Origin of the sequence: Phycicoccus sp. Root101 (genome assembly GCF_001426245.1) — a bacterium.
In the GTDB taxonomy this organism is placed as follows: Bacteria; Actinomycetota; Actinomycetes; order Actinomycetales; family Dermatophilaceae; genus Pedococcus.
This window is the reverse complement of record NZ_LMCM01000001.1, coordinates 242,917-260,887: the sequence shown is the minus strand read 5'-3', so window position 1 is coordinate 260,887 and position 17,971 is coordinate 242,917. Positions and strand designations below refer to the sequence as shown.

The window sequence follows — 17,971 nt, the reverse complement described above, 5'->3', positions numbered from 1 at the left end:
GCCCGAGTGGCACCCGAGGGTGTGGCGCGAAGGTGGCTCCGCGGCATACCCGTGGATCGGGGACGGTCAGCGGGCGGAACGGATGATGGCGGCGACGTCGCCGACCGGACCGAGGTGGGCGAGCTTGTCCGGGTTGACGATCGAGCGGATCCCGACGATCTGACCGCCGCTGAACTCGAGGGACCAGACGCCAAGAACCCGCTGCTGGTCGTCGACGTAGATCGCGCCGGGTTCCCCGTTGACCTCGACCGGACGCATCGACACCTGCGGGAAGCGGGCGAGCGCGTGCAGCCAGTTCGTCAGGGTGTGGGCGACGCGGCTGCGACCGCGCTGCGACCTGGCCAGCGCGGGGACCTTCCCACCACCGTCACCGGTGAGCTCGACGTCGTGGGCGAGCAGGGCCTCCAGGCCGGCGAGGTCACCGCTCCCGGCCGCGGCGAAGAACCGGCGAGCCAGGTCGTCGTGCTGCCTGCGGGTCGTGTGGAAACGGGGCCGGCCGTCCCGGACGTGCCGACGGGCCCGACTGGTGAGCTGGCGCACGTTGACCTCGGACGTGCCCACGATGTCGGCGACCTCCGGGTACCCGTAGCCGAAGACGTCGTGCAGCAGCAGGGCTGCTCGTTGCTCGGGGGAGAGCGTCTCGAGCAGCACGAGCATCGCCAGCGACAGGGCGTCTGCGGTCTCCGCCACTGCCGCCGGGTCGTCACGACCGCCCGTGACGAGCGGCTCGGGGAGCCACTCGCCGACGTACCGTTCGCGGCGCACCCGAGCCGACCGCAGCTCGTTGATCGCCAGCCTCGTGGTGACCGTGGCGACGAAGGCGCGCGGTGACGTGATCTCCTCGCCGGCCTCCAGCGACTGGTGCACCTTGAGCAGCGACTCCTGCACGACGTCCTCGGCCTCGGAGACGCTGCCGAGCATCCGGTAGGCGATGCCGAACGAGGTCGGCCGCAGCTCGTCGAGCAGAGCCTCCCGGGCGGCGGCATCGTCGGCGGACGTCATGCGCGCGTCCTCTCGAGACCCGCCACCTCGGCGAACCCCTCACGCCAGCTCGAGTGTGCCGGCTGCCACCCGAGCTCGTTCCTGGCCTTGGCGTTCGAGGCTCCCCGCAGCTCGGTCATCATCGCCACCCCCAGCTCGCCGGTGACGAGCCGCCCGACGAAGCGCGGGACGCGCATCGGCGGTCGCGCCCCCAGGGTCCGCGCCAGCGCGGGCAACCACTCGCGCACCGGAGCCGGCTCGTCGTCGACGATGTTGTAGACGCCGGCTCGACCGCGGTCGATGGCAGCCACGGTCGCCTCCGCCGCGTCCGCGACGTGGATGAACGACCAGACCCCGCCTCCGTCACCGACCACCGGGAACTTGCGTCCGCGCACGGCCTGGGTCTGCTCGCCGCCGGGTCCGAGCGAGGTCCCGGGGCCGTAGAAACCGCCGTACCGCAACACGATCCCGGTCGTCCACGACGCCGCGAGCACGGCCTCCTCGACGTGTCTGATCGCCGCAACCGTCTCGCGCATCTCCGTGGCAGCGCCCGCGCCGAACGAGTCCTCCTCGGTCTTGACCGGGCCACCGACGCGTTCGTAGGCCGCGAAGAAGCTCTGGGCGACGAACCGCGCCACCCCCACGGCCCGGCCTGCCGCCAGCAGGTGGTCGGTGCCCTCGGTACGCAGCCGGTTGGTCATCGAGAAGGCCCGGTCGAAGTGCCGCAGGTCCATCGGGCCGATCGAGGTCAGCTGGTGCACGATCACGTCGGGCTCGACGCGTCCGACGGCATCGGCGACCTGTTCGGCATCGAGCGCGTCGGCAACCACCGGTTCGGCGCCCAGCCGACGGACCAGATCCTGCTTCGACGTGCTGTGGGTCATGCCGTGGACCTCGTGGCCGGCTCCGACCAGCAGCGGCACCAGCTGCTGCCCGATCGCGCCGGTGGCCCCTGCGACGAACACCTTCATCCTGCTCACTCCCTCGTGGATCGCTTCCCGTACCCACTCAGACAGGACAGCAGGTGCCGTTGTGACAGGGCGGCCCGTCCCCGCCTCACTTGTGGGGGAGGGTACGCGCGAACTCCACGGTCCGGTCGACCCACTCGCCCAGCTGCTCGTCGGTGGCGTACCCCGCCTCGGCCACCCGCAACCAGCCCCGCATCGGCGTGCCGCGCATCTCGAACGGGGTCACCACCACGCCGTCGAGGAGGGCGTCCGAGTCGTCGGGATCCAGCCGGGCCATGAGCCCACCGCTGCCACTCACGGCGACCGACATGTTGCCGTTCACCAGGAACGCCAACCCCCCGAACATCTTCTTCTCCGTCACGTCCAGCTCGCCCACCACCAGGTCGCGGATGCGCTGGGCGACGCCTTCGTCGTATGCCATGCCGACCATGGTGTCACCCGGGCCACGGTGGCAGCAGCACAGTTCCGACGTCCACGGGGGCCGAATGGTGCTGTTCTCCACCGTTCGACGGAGGCGGACCCCACGCCACGGGTCCACGATCGGTGCATGGCCCAGGTGAACCAGATCGCAGCGACACAGACGTGGGTGGTGGACGACGGTCCGTCCTGCGTCGATCCCCTCGAGGGGCACCCCGGCTCGTTCGTGCAGGCCTGTGCCGCGCTGACCGACGCCGAGCTCACCGAGCTCTGCCGGTACTGGGAGTCGCGGGCCGACCTTGCCGAGGAGGACATCGACCGCTGGTGGTGCTGGACGGTCGTGCGGTTCGGACGGCGGCTGCTCGCCAGCCGCGAGGAGGTGCGGCAGCGCCCGCGCCAGTGGTTCTGACCTGACCGTGCGGTCCCGGACCGGTGGGTGTCCTAGAGCTGCATCGCGGCCGCCACGACCCGGTCGACGGCGGACGACTCGCCGCCGAGCACCAACGGGGTGAGTCGGGCGACTACGTCCGCGGCCTCACGGTGGATGGCCCGGACCAGCTCGTTCGTGCCGGCGACCGCGGAGACCAGCACGACGCGTGAGTCGGGGACGCCGACGAGCGGGACGAACCGGTAGCCACCCTGCCCGTAGAGGCGGGCCACGGACGCAGGCGCCACGGCCAGGCCGAACCCGGACTCCACGCGGTCACGCGTCTGCAGCGGCCCGTCCGCTCCCGGGCCGCGACGCTCCACCTCGAGGTCGTTCGTCATGGACGTGAGGCTCCAGTGCCGCACGATCTGCGGGTGGACGGTCTCGGTCATCCGGACGTGGGCGCACGAGACGACGTCGTCGAGCGTGAGCTCAGGAGCCCGACTCTCCTCGAAGGTCGAGGGCACCCCCACCCCCATGGGCTCGGACAGCAGCTCGGTGACGACGGCCTTCGCGACGGGGAACGGCTCCCGGGTGATGAGCAGGTCGACTTCGGCGAGGATGCCGGGATGCCACTCCTGCATGCTCAGCGGCCGCAGGTGGAAGTCCACGCCGGGAAAGCGCCGACCGAGCTCGACCAGCAGGGGGCGGGTCAGCTCCAGCGCCCCTCCCGGCATGATCGCCAGATCGACCTCACCGGAGAACGCGGCGAGCTGGGCAGAACGTCGCGCTGCGCGGGCCGCGTCGAGCATCCGCTGGGCCGGGCCGAGGAGTGCCTGGCCTGCGGGCGTGAGCTCGATCGACCGTTGCCCACGGGCGAAGACGGGGACACCCAGCGTCAGCTCGAGCTCGTGGATCCGGGCGGACACCGCGGGTTGGCTCAGGTACAGGTGGTCGGCCGCGCGCCGGAACCCCTTGTGCTCGACCACGGCGAGAAAGGCCTCGAGGTGCCTGAGCTCCATGACGTGACCCCCACCCGTGACCGCGCCCGTGACCGCGCCCGTGACCGCGCCCGTGACCGAGCCCGTGCTCGCGCCCACCCATGGTCACGCCGCCACCCGACCCTCGGCAAGGGAAATCGCGAAATGCGCCTTCGGCCCGCGGGTCGGCGCGAGGGACGAGGTCCGGACCACGCGGCCTTGCCGCCCGCCCCCCACCTCCGGGCCGCGACCCCTGGATCTCCGCACTGGTCCACCGTGACCGCGTCCCTCGACGCCGACAGCGACCAAGATACGACCGGTTCGGGCCGTCGTCCCGCCCCGACGGTGCCCGGGTGATCAGCGTTCCTGATCACCCGGGCACCCGGGTGGGGAACCTCCTCAGCGGCTGGTGACGACCAGGACGTGGCTCCCGGGCTTGGTGGGGACGGTGACCTCGAGGCCCCGGTGGGTGGCGCGGGTGGTCCACCTGTCCAGGCGGTGCCCGTCGAGCGTGACGGTCGCGACCCGGGCACCCTGCGGCAGGGTGTGGCCGACCCAGACCTTCGTCGCGCCGACCGAGCGCGGGACGTCGAGGGTGGTCGTGTAGCGGGAGCCGGTCACCGACGCCGCCACGTCGGCGAACCCACCACCGAGCCGCAGGTGCTTCACCGACGCCGAGGGCTGCCCGGTGGGCACCTGTGGCACGACGACGAGCCGGCCGCTGCCGAGGTCCGGCTGGACGCCCAGCCACTGGTGGACGACTGCCCACGCAGTGCCGTAGTTGCCCCAGGCCTGCATGAACATCGAGCGGCAGGTCCAGCAGCGGTCGATGTTGGCGCCCTGGTCCGGCGAGGGGAAGATCTCCGGCATGGCGCCGGGTTGCTCGTCCGGGGTGCCGCCCGTCGCTGGTTCGGCGAACATCGGGTCGGCCAACGCGTGCGTGTAGCGCTGCTGCTGACCCGCGCCGAGCCGACCGTAGTTGCCCTCACCGATCGACTGGATCGAGGTCGTGAGCCCGAAGACGATCTTCTCGCCGAGACCGTTCGCGCCACCACCGCACGCGGTGTGGAACAGGCCCGTCGAGAGGGGAGCGGTGCCGCTGTAGCAGTCGTTCTCCCGCCCGGCGAGGGCCGCGGTGCCGTGGGCGTATGGCGCCAGCCCGGCCACGGTGCGCCCGTTCACCGTGAGCTCGGCCTCCATCGGCGTCTGACCGATCCAGTGCTTCTGGAAGGACTGCTGGTCGCCGGGGTCCACGAGGGAGTCGGCGTACTGGGACGCCGCGGCATACCACCACGTCGTGTCGAACCGGTCGTGGATCCGTCGGGCGAGCTTGCTGGCCCACGCGTAGGTCGTGCCGTCGTGCCTGGACTTCGCGAGGTCAGCGAGGTCGTAGAGCCCGCGGATGTAGTAGACGGTGTTGTCGAGCTTCTCCGGCCCCATGCCGCCGCGCTCGACGTTGCCGAGCCCCTCCGGCCAGCCGTCGTGGTCGGCGTCGAGCTGGTTGGTGACGTACTTGAGGTTGCGGACCGAGAAGTCGTACATCTCGTCGCGGAAGGCGTTGTCGCCGGTCCAGCGCCACAGCAGGGCGACGGTGCTGGGGAACTTCACGGTCTCGTCCGTGTTGAAGTTGTAGGCCGTGGTGCCGTCCGGGTTCGTCGAGCGTGAGTCCTGCCCGAACCAGATCGACCCGTCCGAGACGACCTCGTGGGTCACGACGCCGGACCTCTTGTTGAGCAGGTCGGAGATGTCGCGCAGGGCCCTCAGGTGGCCCTTGATGGCCTCGAACTGGCCCACCGAGACCGAGGCGAAGGCGGTGTACTCCGCGTCGGTGCCGAAGATCCACGGGTAGTCCGGGAAGCCGGCTCCGATCCAGGTCGCCTTGCGGACGGTGCCTGCCGGGGCGGGGAACTGCTTGCCCTGGTTGGTCCACCGCACCTGCAGGTTGCTCGCGTTCTGGGTGAGGTCGGCGATGTTCTGCTTGCCCCACTCGACGGCGTCCTGGACGAGCGGGTCGCCGGGGAGCGAGAGCTGGGTCATCTGCGACAGGGCTGCCCTGCTCGCCTGCTTCTTCGCCAGCGCTGCTGCCGGGTCGGTGAGGGCCTTGGCGAGCTCGCCGCGCGCGGTGGCCAACCCCTGGTCGGAGCCGGCGACGGCGAGCCAGACGGTCGTCGAGCCGCCCGCCGGGAGCTTCAGCGAGTAGGTGAGACGACCACCGGTGCCGCGGCCGAAGGGACCGTCGTCGCAGGCCGAGGGCTTGGGGTCGGCCGGGGCGCCGGGCTCGGTGCCGGTGCAGCGGTGCCCGGCCTGGGCGCCGTGGAACTGGTCACCCACCTGTCCTGTGGTGGGCGTGACGGCGGTCCCGACGAGGGCGGCGTAGTGGTGGGTGGGCGCGCCGGGGAGGGCGCCGTCGTCGGTGAAGACGAGGTTCTTGCCGTCGTAGGACCCCTTGTCGGGGAGGTTGTCGCTGGCGTTCGGCGTCACCCCGTCGAAGCCCCACGGGTACTGGCCCATCAGCTCGGAGTGGGCGTCGACCGACAGGGTGGTCGAGCGGGCCGCGCCGGGGTTGGTGACAGTGAGGCCGAAGAGCGCTCCGCGGACTCCGTCCGGGACGAAGTCGGTGCGCCGGACCTGGAGCCCCGCGGTGTCGGGGAGGTCGTAGCGGGTGTAGCCGCGGCCGCTGGTGAACTTCGTGGCCTGGCCGACCCACTGGCCGTCCAGCCCGAACCACACGCCGTCGACGAGCTTGAGCGGTGGCGTCCAGACGCCGCCCATCTCGCCGGTGATGTGCCAGCCGTTGGCATAGAACCGGCCGTCCTCGAAACCGATCGAGTAGGCGCGGGTGCCGGCCGAGACCTCCCGCCGGTCGGCCAGCCTGGTGCTGACCGACAGCTCGGTGGGGGAGCCCGTTGCCGGGCCGGCCGTGCCGGTGGTGGAGCCGGCTCCCGCCGCGGTGGCGGCGGCCGTGCGTCCGGGTGCTGCGACCGCGGGCAGCGACGCCGCCACGACGGTCGTTCCGAGGGCCACCGTGCACGCGGCGGCCATGAGTGATCGAGACATCGTCGTCCTCCGACCCAGTGGGGGAGCGGCGCCGGTCGGCGTCCTCTGGGTGGTCTGGACCGAGTCGTCCACGGGTCTTTCGGACGGCTTTGTCCGGACCGTCGGAACGTACACCCGGGTCACACCGGCGGCAACGCGGACGACAGGCGCCAAGGCGCCCGGGCGTCCGCTCAGCCGCGCGGGGTGACGCTGACCCGGGGGAGACGCACCGAGATCGTGGACAGGCTGACCCGCAGCGACCCGAGGTGGGCCAGGTGACGGCACACGATGATCGTCACGAGGGCGGGCACCACGCCGGACACGAGCAGGGCCACGCGGGCGCCATACGTCTCGGCCATCCAGCCCACGACGGGACCACCCACGGCACCGGAACCGATGAAGACGAGCATGTAGAGGCCGACGACGCGCCCCCGCAGGTGGGGAACGGTCGCGAGCTGGACCAGGGACTGGGCCTTCGTGAGGAACCCGAGGTTCGCGGCGCCCACCAGCACGAGCAGCAGGGTGAAGAGCAGCTGCTGGGGGGCGGCCGCGGCGAGGAGCATGGCGCAGGCGAGGGCCCACGCGGCATACCCGACGGTGCGCAGCCGGAGCGGTCGCTGCCGCCGGGCCGTCGTGAGGGCGCCACCCATGGCACCGAGCGCCACCATGGCGTTGAGCAGGCCGAGTCCGCTTGCGCCGGTGTGGAACTCGTTCTTGGCGAAGGCGGCGAGGGTGACGGGCAGGCTGATCGTGAAGAAGCCGAACGCGCCGGCCATGACGATCGGCCACAGCACCGTCGACGTCTGCAGGGCGTAGGTGAGGCCGGCACGCGCCTGCGGAGCCGGCGCGACGGGGCCGTCGGTGTTCGTCGCGGGGGAGAAGGACCTGCGGGCGGGCGTCCCGCGCATCAGGGAGAGCGCGACGACGGGCGCGACGAAGGTCAGGGCGTTCACGGCGAACGCGTAGCCCGCCCCCAGGGTGCTCATCAGGACCCCGCCGATCACCGGGCCGGTCATCGCGCCGATCTGGAACGTGCACGACACGAGGCTGATCGCGTTGGGCAGCTGCGGTCCCTGGACGACCTCGCTCACGAACGACTGCCGGGTCGGGTTGTCCACGGCCGCGATGACGCCGAGCACGAACGCCAGGGCGAAGACGTGCCACACCTGCACGACGCCCGTCAGCGTGAGCACCGCGAGGACCGCAGCCGTCAGCGACATCGACACCTGGGTGGCGAGCAGGAGGGTGCGCTTGGGCAGCCGGTCGGCGAGGAGCCCGCCGTGCAGGCCGAGCAGGATCGTCGGCGCGAACTGGAACGCGGTCACGATGCCGACGGCGGTCGGGCTGTCCGTGATGGTCAGGACCAGCCAGTCCTGGGCGATGCGCTGGATCCAGCCACCCGTGCCGGAGACGAGGAGTCCGGAGAGCAGGAGGCGGAAGTTGCGGTTCTCCAACGATGGGAAGGTTCGCGAAAAGCCCTGCGGGAGAGTGAGTTTGGGGAAGTGGACTGGGGCGGAGGCGGCGGAGCTCATGTCGTCCTGGCGGGAGTTGCGTTCGGGTGGCGTCGTGGGTGGGCGAAGTGGCTGTTCAAGTGTGCTCCCTGCGACGGGGCCCCCGCGATATTCTGGGACAGAATCAGTCGTATAAGTGCCATTGCGAATCGTAATGACAGATCGATCGCCCCGAGGAGTGCTGACCCGTGTACGACCCAGAACAGCTGCGCACCTTCCTCGCCGTGGCCCAGCACCTCAGCTTCACCCGCGCCGCCGAGTCCCTCGGGATCCGGCAGCCGACCGTCAGCCAGCACGTCCGTCGCCTCGAGGAGGCGGTGGGTCGACCGTTGTTCCTGCGTGACACCCGCAGCGTCACCCTGACGTCCGACGGCGAGGCGATGGCCGGTTTCGCGCGCGAGATCCTGGCCGCCCAGCAGCGCGCCGTCGGCTACTTCACGGGGTCCCACCTCGCCGGTCGCCTGCGGTTCGGCGTGACCGACGACCTCGCGCTGACGCCGTTGCCGAGGATCCTGCGCGACTTCCGCCAGCTCTACCCGCGCATCGACCTCGAGCTCGCCGTCCTGCAGAACGACAGCCTGATCCGGCGCATCGAGTCCGGCCACCTCGACGTCGCGTTCGTCAAGCGCAGCCCGGGTACCCCGACCCCCACGCGCGGCCAGGTGGTGCGCCGCGACCACCTGGTGTGGGTCGGCACCGACGGCACCCGCCTGGACCCGGAGCAGCCGGTGCCGCTCGTCGTCTACCAGGCCCCGAGCCTGTCCCGTGCGGTCAGCGTCCAGGCGCTCGAGAAGGCTGGGCGCCGGAGCCGGATCACCTGCACGGTCCGCGGGGTCAACGGGGTCCTCGCCGCGGTCCGTGCCGGCCTCGGCATCGCCGTGATGGCCCGCACGCTCACGCCCGCCGACCTCGTCGAGCTGCCGCCGAGCCTGGGGCTGCCCAAGCTTCCCCACCTCGACCTCGTCCTGCTCACCACCAGGACGGCCCCGGCCGAGCCGGCCAAGGCGCTGACCTCCGCGATCCTCGCCAGCGGCGCTCCGCTGGGGCCGGTCACCGGGCCCTGACGGTCACCGTCGCTGCGACGCCCACGCCAACCGGATGGCCTCGCGTATGGCGCCGGCGTCGCCGTCCAGCTGTGCCTGCACCTTGCGGTGCGCCTCCCACCTCGGCGGGACGCCGAACGTGGTCGGGTGCGCCTCGAGGAGCTGTTCACGGTCCCCCGGGTCCACGCGGACGAGCAGGGTCCCGGGCTCGTCCTGGCGCACGACGAGGCGGTCGTCGACGTACCAGGCGACCCTGCCGGGGTGACCTTTGCGCTTGCACCCGGCCAGCGAGGTCGCGTAGTCGTCCACCTCGTCCAGGGTCATCGCCATCGGTCCCTCCTCACGCGGCCGACGCTAGCCCGACGGCTCGCCCGTGTCATAGGGGCATCCACCCGATCCGAGCCTGGCGAGCCCGGCGCGGTCGCCGGCGGCGAACTCGTAGACGCCGTGGTGGGCGCTCGGGGCCATCACCTGGGAGGTGTTGTCCACGTGGTTCAGGCCGACGAGGTGTCCCAGCTCGTGCATGACGATCGCCCGAGCCATCGCGTGGCCGTCAGGACCGCGCAGCACCTGGGCCATGGCGGGGGAGTCGAACGTGACGACACCGCCGATGTACTTCGCCCGGTCCATCGAGTCGCCGTACCGGTAGATGGGGCCGCCCAGGCCGATGGTCGAACCCTTGAGTTTCGGCATCACGTCCGGTGTCGTCCACGCCACGAGCACGGGTGCGCGTGAGCCCCCGGGGCGACCGAGGGCCAGCTCTCGCTGGGTCTGTTGCGGGTCCGGCTCCTCAGTGGTGGGACCGACGACCTCGAGGGTCAGTCCCGAGGCAGCGTTGACGCGCTCGACGGCCTCGGCGAGGAGGACGTCGGCTCCCTGTGGGGCGAAGCGGCTGTTGACCACCAACCGGATGTGCAGGCACGGGTCCCACGTGACCGGGACACCGCCGGCGGTCTCGCGCATGAACGCATAGGCCCGGGGGTCGTCCGCGGCTGGCCGCGGGCCCTGGCCGATCAGCCTGGCAAGGGGCGACCCGCCGCCGGTCACGGAGGCGATCCCGACGATGATCGACAGGGCGAAGCCGCAGGCCATCGCCACGGCCTTGAGAGGGCTGGCATCGCTGCGCCGGGCAGGTCGACGTGGCCCGTGCGGGTCGAGGTAGATGACGCTCACGCCGGACAGTGTCGGTGACCAGATGGTGCGGTGTGGGCGGATTCGGGGTGATCCGACCGACCGGACCGGTCAGCGCACCCCGAACAGCCGGGTGGTCGCGGCCCATGTCGTGGCCAGCGTGCGACCCGGGAGCAGGCCGCCGCGGCCGTTGCCCGCGTAGACCAGCGTGCCGTTGGTGCCTGTGCGGGCCAGCAGGTCGGGGACGCCGTCGCCCGTGAGGTCGCCGGTCGACAGGATCGCCGCGTGCCCGCCCCAGCCACGGCTGACGACCTGCCCGGGACGGTAGCCCGTGCCGGTCGTGCCGGCCCCGGTCCCGAGGTACAGGTAGAGCAGCCCGGTGTTGGAGCGGCCGATGAGGTCGGGCTTCCCGTCCTTGTTCACGTCACCCGGGGTGGCGATGTCGGTGAAGATCTGCCAGCCGGTGCCGATCTTCCGGGCCGTGCTCGCGAAGCCTCCGAGGCCGTTGCCCGTGAGCATCCAGAGCTCGCCGTTGGTCTTGCGGGCCAACAGGTCCGGCCTGCCGTCGCCGGTCCAGTCGCCGGGGGCGACGAGGAGGGTGCTCGGCTTGAACCCGCTGCCGACGAGGACCCTTCCGGCCAACATGCCGCCGCGACCGTTGCCGCGGTAGAGCCACAGGTCGCCGGTCCCGGTCAACGCCAGGACGTCGGAGAACCGGTCGCCGTTCCAGTCGCCGGGGGACAGCACCTGGGCGAAACCGCCCCACCCCGCGCCGATCTTCACGGCCTTGCCGACGGTGCTGCCGAGGACGGGGTAGAGCATGAGGTCGCCGGCCCTGGTCCGGCCGAGGACGTCGCCCCGGCCGTCGGCGTTGAAGCCGCCGCGCGCGGGGACCGAGAGCGCCAGCGCCTTGGTGTAGCTCAGGCCCGACAGGGCCCGCCAGTCGTTGGCCGACACCACGCCGGTCACCTTGACCTGGGCGGCCTTCTGGAACGAGGACACCCCGGTGGTGGTCTTGGCGCCGAAGGCGCCGTCCGCCGTCCCCACCGCGTAGCCCCGACGGTTGAGCTCGAGCTGCAGGTCGCGGACCGGCCAGCCGGTGGCGCCGGCGGCGAGCGTGAGCTTGCCGTACGCGTCATACAGCTTGCTCGTCTGGACCGGAGCCGGGGTGGGGTTGGAGACGGGCGCCGAGGCCGAGGCGTAGCTCGTGGCCTTGCTGCGGATCGTGTCCATCTTGGGGTAGAGGTACTTGCCGGGGCACAGCGTGTAGGACGTGTTCTGGTGGGCGTGGACCGTCGGCAGGGTGACGGTGACACCGGCGGCGTACTTCGCCCCGGTGCCGCCCTGGGAGGTCAGCTGCGTCGTGGCGCTGGGGCTCACGCCGTACTGCGAGAGCTTCCACCCGGCGACCTTGGCGAGCGAGTCGACCATCACCGAGGGTGCGCTCGTGGTCTCGTAGTTGCCGATCGCCGCGATGCCCATGGTGTTGGTGTTGAAGCCCATCGAGTGGGCGCCGCGGACCGGCTCGGTGATCGACCCGGCGCGACCCTCGTAGACCCGACCCCACTTGTCGACGAGGAAGTTGTAGGCGATGTCGGCCCACCCCAGGCCCTGCGTGTCGTACGCGTAGATGCCACGCACCTGCGCGGCGGCCGTCTCGGGCGTGTAGTCGTTGGTGCCCGCCGTGTGGTGGATGGTGATCGCCTTGATGGTGCTGCTCAACGTCTTGCTGCCGCGCAGCCGCTCGTCGGCCCCCCACTGGGCGCGGGTGATGATCGTCGGCTGGGCCGCGGCGGCCGACGCCGAGGCGGCAGGGGCCTTCGGCGTGAGGTCGTCGTCCGCGGGGGAGGAGCCCGGGTCGATGGTCGTGACCTCGAGGTCGGGCAGCGACCGGCCCCGCGGGGTGTCGACGCGGACCTGGATGCCGTTGCCGCCCTCGCTGACGATGGGGGTGGTGCCCAGCCTGGCCCCGACCGCCTCGGCGGTGCCGGGCTCCGGGCCGTCGTCGGGGACGGGGAGGACGTCCCAGGCCGTCCAGCCCGAGGCCTCCCTCACGCGCACCTGGACGGTGACGTCGTCAGCGGTCAGGTCGGTGCCGGCCGCCCACGAGATCCCGGCCACCGTGAAGTGTGGGCGGGCCTGCTCGGCGGTGAGGACGGTGGTGACCCGTGCGGCCTGGCTGGTGGCGACCGACCGGGCCGCGTCCGAGGTGACGGTCCGTGCGGACACCTGGCCGGTGGCCAGGGCACGACCCGCCTTCGCCTCGCGGCGGGCGGCCCCGGCGTCGATGCCGGAGATGGGGGTGCTCACGACCGTGGGGGCCACGGGGTGGGGGGTGTCGGCGGCGGCGAACGAGACGGTCGGGAGAGCGACGAAGGCGGGGGTGAGGGCAATGGCGAGGGCAGCAGAGATCAGTCGCATCAGGGAAGTCCGGGGGGTCAGCAGGGGCGGGTGTGACGACAGTGAAGAGTGGCACCGCGGCTCCGTGCGACAGGGACTAGAACAAAAAGATGAGCCATTCGGACGACCCGTGACCGGCGTGTCCGGTGCCTCGCCCGGCGTGGCGCGTATGCCGCGGGTCAGGTTCCGCTGGGTCCGCTGCTCCGGGTGCGACCCCCCGGGGTCCGACCTAGGGTCGAGTGGTGAGTGGCAGCGCGGTTCCCTCGACGCACCCGGCACGAGCGGTCCGCGAGGCCCTCGACGCGGTGCGCTCTGCACCGACCATCCTGGAAGGCCTGCGGCTGGCGGCCGACGTGGCCACGGCGTCCGCCGACGACCACGCGGGTTCGTCCCGGCAGGAGCTCCGGAGGGCGGCCGACGACGCCGGCGACGCCGTCGTCGCGCTCGCTGCCGTGCACGCGCTCGCTGCCCTCCCGGTGGCCGACGGGGCACACCTGGTGCGGATGCTGGGGTCGGGCGACCCGTTCCGCGTCGAGCACGCCGCCTGGGCGCTGCGCCGTGCTGCCCCGGTGCCGGCCGCCGTGCCCTCGCTGGTCGACCTCGTGTCCGCGGGTGGCGTCACCGGCATGCTGGCCCAGCGGACCCTGGAGGTGTGGGCCGCAGCGTCGCCCGGGCTCGTCCTGGTCTCCCTCGTGTCCGCCCTCGACCGCGCCCCGCTGGAGCCCGACCCGACCGTCCCGCCGCTCGACGACCGGGCTCGCACCTGGCTCGTCGAGACCGTCGACCTGGTCCCCGGTGAGGCTGCGCGGTCGGTGCTGCTCGGTGTGGTGGACGACGAGAGCGAGTCCGCGTCGACGCGGGCAGCGGCGACCGCCGCGCTGGCCGACCGGTTCACGGCCCGCCCGAGGCGGGGGACCGAGCCGCGTACCCACGGCTCCGCTCACGCGCTCCGCACCGGATCGCACCCGTCCGTGCCCTCGACCGTGACCGGGTTGACGGTGGCCCAGCTGTTCCTGCACGCCGACATCGACGGTGAGCTCAGCAGCGCCGGCAAGGGCGACACCGGAGGCATCGCCACCCTGCTCGTCCACCTCGGCAACGCCCTGCTCGAGTCCGACAGCGTCGAACGCGTCCTGACCATCTCGCGGGGGCGCCCGGACGGCGACCTCGTGCCGTCCGACCTCGCCGCACCGGGGCACCACTATGTCCAGGTGCCGTTGTGGGGCCCGCCGGTCGGGATGGGGCAGGCGTGGATGCACCGGGTCGCCGTGCGTCGCGGGGTCCGTCAGCTGCTGCTCGCGGCGGGTCGGGTCGACGTGATCCACCTGCGGATGGCCGACGTCGGGTCCCTGGCTGCGGCCGAGGCGGCGAACGAGCTCGGCATACCGGTGGTCTTCACCGTGGCCCCCGACCCGCATGCCCTGCTGGCGTCCCGGGAGGCCTCCGGTGAGCTGACGCGGGCGTCGTTCGGCGCCGCTGACGCCACCGAGCACCTCGCCTTCCGCGACCACCTCGTCCGTGGCCTCGCGCGGGCGGCTGCGCAGCTCGTGCTGTTCCCCCGACCCGAGCTCCGCCGCGACAGCCGTGCCCTGCTCGGACTCGACCTGGACGTCGAGGCGCACCGGGCCACGGTCGTGCCCGAGGGCATCGACTTCAGGGCTGTGGAGCATGCCGGTGCGGCACTCAAGCGGGGTGCCACGCCCACCCGCCCCGGCCCCACGGCCGGCCCCACCGGCCCCACGGGCGGCTCCATCGTCACCACGGGAGGTGACGCCGGCGGTGGCCCCACCGGGGCGGCGCTCGCGGAGCTGGATGCGTTGCTCGTGCAGCTCCCTGCCGCCCGACGCGGGCTGCCCCTGCTCGTCACGGTCGGCCGGCTCAACCGCGTCAAGGGCATGGCCACGCTCGTCGAGACGTGGCACGCCGACCCTGCCCTCAGGGCCCGCAGCAACCTGCTGGTCGTCGGAGGGGACCTCGACGACCCCTCGGCGGAGGAGGCCGCGGAGCTGGCCCGGATCGAGGCCGTCGTCCCGCGTGCCGCAGCTGTGCGGCACGGCCTGCTCCTGCCTGGCCACCGCCCCCATGCCACCGTGGCTGCATGGCTCGCGGCGACCCGGCACGGACGGGGCTCGCTGGCGGCCCCCGCAGGGGTGTACGTGTCGGCGAGCCTCAAGGAGGAGTTCGGTCTGGCCATCCTCGAGGCGATGGCGGCCTCCCTCGTCGTGGTCGCCCCCGACGGGGGCGGCCCAGCGACCTACGTCGAGGACGGCGTCACAGGGTTCCTGACCGACACCGGGTCACCCGCCGCGCTCGCCGCGGCGATCGGCCGCGCCCTGGAGCTGGCCGCGTCCCCGGAGGCCGCCCTGCAGCAGCGCCGGGCCCTGACGACCCTGCGCGACCGGTTCAGCATCACCACCATGGCGGACGCCCTGGCCTGCGTGTACACCGGTGCGAGCGGCGTGGCCGAGCTCGCGCCGGACGACGCCCACCAGGTGCCCCCTACGGGGGAGGCATCGTGACCCTGCTGGTCATCAGCCCCGACTATGCCTCGCACCTCTACCCGCTCGCGACCCTCGCCACAGCTTGGGCGGAAGAGGGGGAGCGGGTGGTGGTCGCCACCGGACCCGCGACGGAGGCGATCGTCCGCGGGTTCGGCTTCGAGCGCGCCCACCTGCAGCTCGGACGCGGTTCGAACCCCGGCGTCATCCGTGCCGAGGAGCAGCCGTCCGGTGAGGACGACGCCCTGCGCGGGTTCTTCGACGCCACCCGTCGCGGGGCGTTGGAGACCCTGGAGTTCCAGGCTCGGGCCCGGGGCGACGACCTCCTGTGGTCGCCGGTCCCGGTCGGCCGCGCGGTGCTCGACGTCGTGGACCGCGTGCGCCCGGACACCGTCCTCGTCGACCACCTCGCCTTCTCGGCCCGGCTGGCGCTCACGGCGGCCGGGGTGCCGCACGGCGACGTGGTGCTGGGGCATCCGACCGCCCTGCCCGTGGGCGACGAGGTGTACGGCTGCCCGACGGTGTTCCCGCAGGCCTTCGACGTCGACCCGGGCCGGCTCGGACTCCTGCGCACTCTCTGCGAGGACGTCCGCGACGCCTTCACCCGTGAGTGGAACACCGCCGTCCGTGCTCTCTCCGCCGACGGGTCGCCGCCCGAGGTGGTGGATGCGTTCGCCGTCACCGGGGACGTTCTCCTCCTCAACTACCCGGCGGAGCTCCACGACCCCGCCCGCACCTCGCTCCTGCCCGCGCACGAGTTCCTGGGGTCGGCGGTCCGAGCCGAGCCCGAGGACGAGCAGGTGCGCGAGTGGCTCGCCTCCAGCCGACAGCCGGTGGTCTACGTCAGCCTCGGCAGCTTCCTGTCGGTGCGTGGCGACGTCCTCGCCCGGGTCGTCGAGGCGCTCCGTGGCCTCGACGTGCGGGTGGCCCTGGCCCACGGGTCGACCCCGGCGCAGGCGCTCGGGGAGCTCCCGGCGTCGTGGCTGGTCCGTGAGGTCCTGCCGCAGGTCACGCTCCTCGCGGAGGCTGCGCTCGCGGTCACCCACGGGGGCAACAACAGCGTCACCGAGTCACTGTCGGCGGGGGTGCCCATGCTCGTGCTGCCGTTGTCGACCGACCAGTTCTCCGGAGCAGCGGCGCTCGAATCAGCAGGCATGGCAACGGTGCTCGCACCGAACACCGCCACTCCGGCCGAGCTGCGGACTGCCGTGGAGCAGCTGCTCGGCTCGACGGAGACCACGCTGCGCGTCCGCTCGCTGGCGAGCAGGCTGCATACCTCCTCGGGGGCGCACCGCGCCCGCCAGGCGCTCACCGGGGTGGTCGGTGCGACCCGGTGACCCCCGTGGCAGGGTGGACACGACCCCGCCCCAGTCGGCCCGGACGCACGTGCCGGGCTGGCGCCGACCGTAGGAGGACCCTTGATCTTCATCACCGCGAAGTTCCCCGTGAAGCCGGAGCACGCCGACCAGTGGCCGGAGCTGAGCCGGGCGTTCACGCAGGCCTGCCGCGCCGAGGAGGGCTGCCTCTGGTTCGACTGGTCGCGCAGCCTCGACGACCCGAACGAGTACGTCCTCGTCGAGGCGTTCCGCGACGACGAGGCGGGCGCGGCTCACGTGCAGTCCGACCACTTCAAGGCTGCGACGAGCGAGCTCCCGGCCTACCTGTCGGCCACGCCGCGCATCGTCAACACGACGATCGAGGGGACCGGCTGGTCCGAGCTCGGTGAGATGGCCGTCACGGACTGACGACCCGGCGCCCGTCATGGGGTGCGCCCACCGGACTCAGCTGGTGAGCCAGGACTCCTCGGTGCCCAGGCCCTGGAGCTCGGCGTCGAGCTGGCCGATGGCGCGGACGGCGAGCAGGCGGTTGACCAGCAGGTCGGCCGAGGCGGCCACGCGAGCGGTGTGCTCGGGGGTGCCGACGGCTGCACGGTGTGCCCGGGGCTGGAAGGTTGCGCTGTCGTTGTCCACGAGCGGGACGTTATTGATGCGTGACCTGTGCACGGACACCAACGCCCCGGGACTGGGCCGAACGGACGACCAACCTCCCCGGAAGGGACGAGTCGGGCCGCCTTCCCGACCCCCGACCCTGTGGACAACTCGCCGGCCCCCTGTCCGTGGCGCGGCACCATCTCGTCATGAGCTACCACGACCTGCCCGACGACATCCGCACCCGGCCGCTGCATGAAGCCGGCCTCCAGGGCGACGTGATCGACCTCGTCCTCGGCATCGAGGAGCGCCGCAGCGGTGCGGTCGCCCTGATGGTGTGCGACGAGGACGACCGCGGCCTGCAGCCCCTCGTGCTCAGCGACCTCCCCGAGGACGCCTCGGTGGCGGACCTGGTCCGCCTGCTCGACCTCCTCCTGCCCATGGTGGGGGAGGCGGGCGGGGCGATCCTCGTCGGGCGGGGGCGCCGGCGCGGGCTGCTGCCCAGCGACCTCGACCGCGCGTGGCACCAGGCCACGATCGACGCCTGCGCCCGGTATGGCGTCCGCCTCCTCGGCTTCCACCTCGCGTCCCCGTACGGCGTGGCCGCCCTCCCGCCGCCGCTGCGCGAGGCGTCCTGACCGGTCCTCTCCGGCCGAATCCACCCGGCCGGAGAAACCCCACCGCGGGGCGGGCGGTCCGAACTAGTCTGGC

General features: G+C 72.5%; 16 protein-coding genes. 6 read left to right on the top strand and 10 right to left on the bottom strand.

The features are described from left to right. Positions 1-66: 66 nt before the first annotated feature. From sigJ to ASC58_RS01155, 3 genes are all read right to left on the bottom strand, one after another. Positions 67-1,002, bottom strand: a complete 936-nt coding sequence (gene sigJ, locus ASC58_RS01165; protein ID WP_056918124.1) for an RNA polymerase sigma factor SigJ — start codon at positions 1,000-1,002, stop codon at positions 67-69. After that, entirely contained in the window at positions 999-1,952 is a 954-nt protein-coding gene (locus ASC58_RS01160) for an NAD(P)-dependent oxidoreductase (protein ID WP_056918123.1), read from the bottom strand. The genes sigJ and ASC58_RS01160 overlap by 4 nt, the downstream gene beginning before the upstream one ends. A gap of 85 nt (positions 1,953-2,037) precedes the next feature. Then, complete coding sequence (locus tag ASC58_RS01155) at positions 2,038-2,370, bottom strand: TfoX/Sxy family protein (RefSeq protein ID WP_056917170.1); 333 nt, start codon at positions 2,368-2,370, stop codon at positions 2,038-2,040. Between the two features lie 126 nt (positions 2,371-2,496). Between ASC58_RS01155 and ASC58_RS01150 the strand changes: the two genes are divergently transcribed. Beyond that, positions 2,497-2,775, top strand: coding sequence for a hypothetical protein (locus ASC58_RS01150; RefSeq protein WP_056915003.1), 279 nt, complete (start codon positions 2,497-2,499; stop codon positions 2,773-2,775). 32 nt (positions 2,776-2,807) lie between these two features. On the opposite strand, the gene ASC58_RS01145 is transcribed toward ASC58_RS01150, so the two are convergent. The 3 genes from ASC58_RS01145 to ASC58_RS01135 form a co-directional block, all read right to left on the bottom strand. After that, positions 2,808-3,755, bottom strand: coding sequence for a LysR family transcriptional regulator (locus tag ASC58_RS01145; protein WP_157598321.1), 948 nt, complete (start codon positions 3,753-3,755; stop codon positions 2,808-2,810). Between the two features lie 357 nt (positions 3,756-4,112). Beyond that, complete coding sequence (locus ASC58_RS01140) at positions 4,113-6,770, bottom strand: glycogen debranching protein (RefSeq protein WP_157598320.1); 2,658 nt, start codon at positions 6,768-6,770, stop codon at positions 4,113-4,115. 170 nt (positions 6,771-6,940) lie between these two features. Continuing rightward, positions 6,941-8,203 (bottom strand): MFS transporter, encoded by a 1,263-nt coding sequence (locus ASC58_RS01135; RefSeq protein WP_162246803.1) that lies wholly within the window; start codon positions 8,201-8,203, stop codon positions 6,941-6,943. A 245-nt stretch (positions 8,204-8,448) separates the two neighbouring features. On the opposite strand from ASC58_RS01135, the gene ASC58_RS01130 reads away from it, so the two are divergent. Then, entirely contained in the window at positions 8,449-9,324 is an 876-nt protein-coding gene (locus ASC58_RS01130; RefSeq protein WP_056915000.1) for a LysR family transcriptional regulator, read from the top strand. A gap of 3 nt (positions 9,325-9,327) precedes the next feature. Here the strand turns inward: ASC58_RS01130 and ASC58_RS01125 are convergent, their stop codons facing one another. From ASC58_RS01125 to ASC58_RS01115, 3 genes are all read right to left on the bottom strand, one after another. Continuing rightward, complete coding sequence (locus tag ASC58_RS01125) at positions 9,328-9,633, bottom strand: hypothetical protein (RefSeq protein WP_235529039.1); 306 nt, start codon at positions 9,631-9,633, stop codon at positions 9,328-9,330. 24 nt (positions 9,634-9,657) lie between these two features. Further along, complete coding sequence (locus tag ASC58_RS01120) at positions 9,658-10,476, bottom strand: matrixin family metalloprotease (RefSeq protein ID WP_056918121.1); 819 nt, start codon at positions 10,474-10,476, stop codon at positions 9,658-9,660. A gap of 69 nt (positions 10,477-10,545) precedes the next feature. Then, positions 10,546-12,855 carry an FG-GAP-like repeat-containing protein gene (locus ASC58_RS01115; RefSeq protein WP_056918120.1) on the bottom strand — a complete coding sequence of 770 codons (2,310 nt, stop codon included), beginning with the start codon at positions 12,853-12,855 and terminating at the stop codon, positions 10,546-10,548. A gap of 221 nt (positions 12,856-13,076) precedes the next feature. Between ASC58_RS01115 and ASC58_RS01110 the strand changes: the two genes are divergently transcribed. From ASC58_RS01110 to ASC58_RS01100, 3 genes are all read left to right on the top strand, one after another. Further along, entirely contained in the window at positions 13,077-15,353 is a 2,277-nt protein-coding gene (locus ASC58_RS01110) for a glycosyltransferase (RefSeq protein WP_056918119.1), read from the top strand. Further along, a complete protein-coding gene (locus ASC58_RS01105; RefSeq protein WP_056918118.1) occupies positions 15,350-16,669 on the top strand; it encodes a glycosyltransferase in 1,320 nt (439 codons plus the stop codon). The genes ASC58_RS01110 and ASC58_RS01105 overlap by 4 nt, the downstream gene beginning before the upstream one ends. An 81-nt stretch (positions 16,670-16,750) precedes the next feature. Further along, complete coding sequence (locus tag ASC58_RS01100; protein ID WP_056914995.1) at positions 16,751-17,077, top strand: putative quinol monooxygenase; 327 nt, start codon at positions 16,751-16,753, stop codon at positions 17,075-17,077. A gap of 36 nt (positions 17,078-17,113) precedes the next feature. Here ASC58_RS01100 and ASC58_RS01095 read toward each other — a convergent pair whose 3' ends face one another. After that, positions 17,114-17,302 (bottom strand): hypothetical protein, encoded by a 189-nt coding sequence (locus ASC58_RS01095; protein ID WP_056914994.1) that lies wholly within the window; start codon positions 17,300-17,302, stop codon positions 17,114-17,116. Between the two features lie 167 nt (positions 17,303-17,469). Here ASC58_RS01095 and ASC58_RS01090 point away from each other — a divergent pair, with 167 nt between their 5' ends. Further along, on the top strand, positions 17,470-17,898 hold the full coding sequence (locus tag ASC58_RS01090; RefSeq protein ID WP_157598319.1) for a hypothetical protein: 429 nt from the start codon (positions 17,470-17,472) through the stop codon (positions 17,896-17,898). Positions 17,899-17,971: the final 73 nt, after the last annotated feature.

Excerpts from the sequence above, each read along its gene's own strand:
- sigJ (WP_056918124.1), bottom strand. The coding sequence starts at position 1,002 with ATGACGTCCGCCGACGATGCCGCCGCCCGGGAGGCTCTGCTCGACGAG.
- ASC58_RS01160 (WP_056918123.1), bottom strand. The coding sequence starts at position 1,952 with ATGAAGGTGTTCGTCGCAGGGGCCACCGGCGCGATCGGGCAGCAGCTG.
- ASC58_RS01155 (WP_056917170.1), bottom strand. The coding sequence starts at position 2,370 with ATGGCATACGACGAAGGCGTCGCCCAGCGCATCCGCGACCTGGTGGTG.
- ASC58_RS01150 (WP_056915003.1), top strand. The coding sequence starts at position 2,497 with ATGGCCCAGGTGAACCAGATCGCAGCGACACAGACGTGGGTGGTGGAC.
- ASC58_RS01145 (WP_157598321.1), bottom strand. The coding sequence starts at position 3,755 with ATGGAGCTCAGGCACCTCGAGGCCTTTCTCGCCGTGGTCGAGCACAAG.
- ASC58_RS01140 (WP_157598320.1), bottom strand. The coding sequence starts at position 6,770 with ATGTCTCGATCACTCATGGCCGCCGCGTGCACGGTGGCCCTCGGAACG.
- ASC58_RS01125 (WP_235529039.1), bottom strand. The coding sequence starts at position 9,633 with ATGGCGATGACCCTGGACGAGGTGGACGACTACGCGACCTCGCTGGCC.
- ASC58_RS01115 (WP_056918120.1), bottom strand. The coding sequence starts at position 12,855 with ATGCGACTGATCTCTGCTGCCCTCGCCATTGCCCTCACCCCCGCCTTC.
- ASC58_RS01090 (WP_157598319.1), top strand. The coding sequence starts at position 17,470 with ATGAGCTACCACGACCTGCCCGACGACATCCGCACCCGGCCGCTGCAT.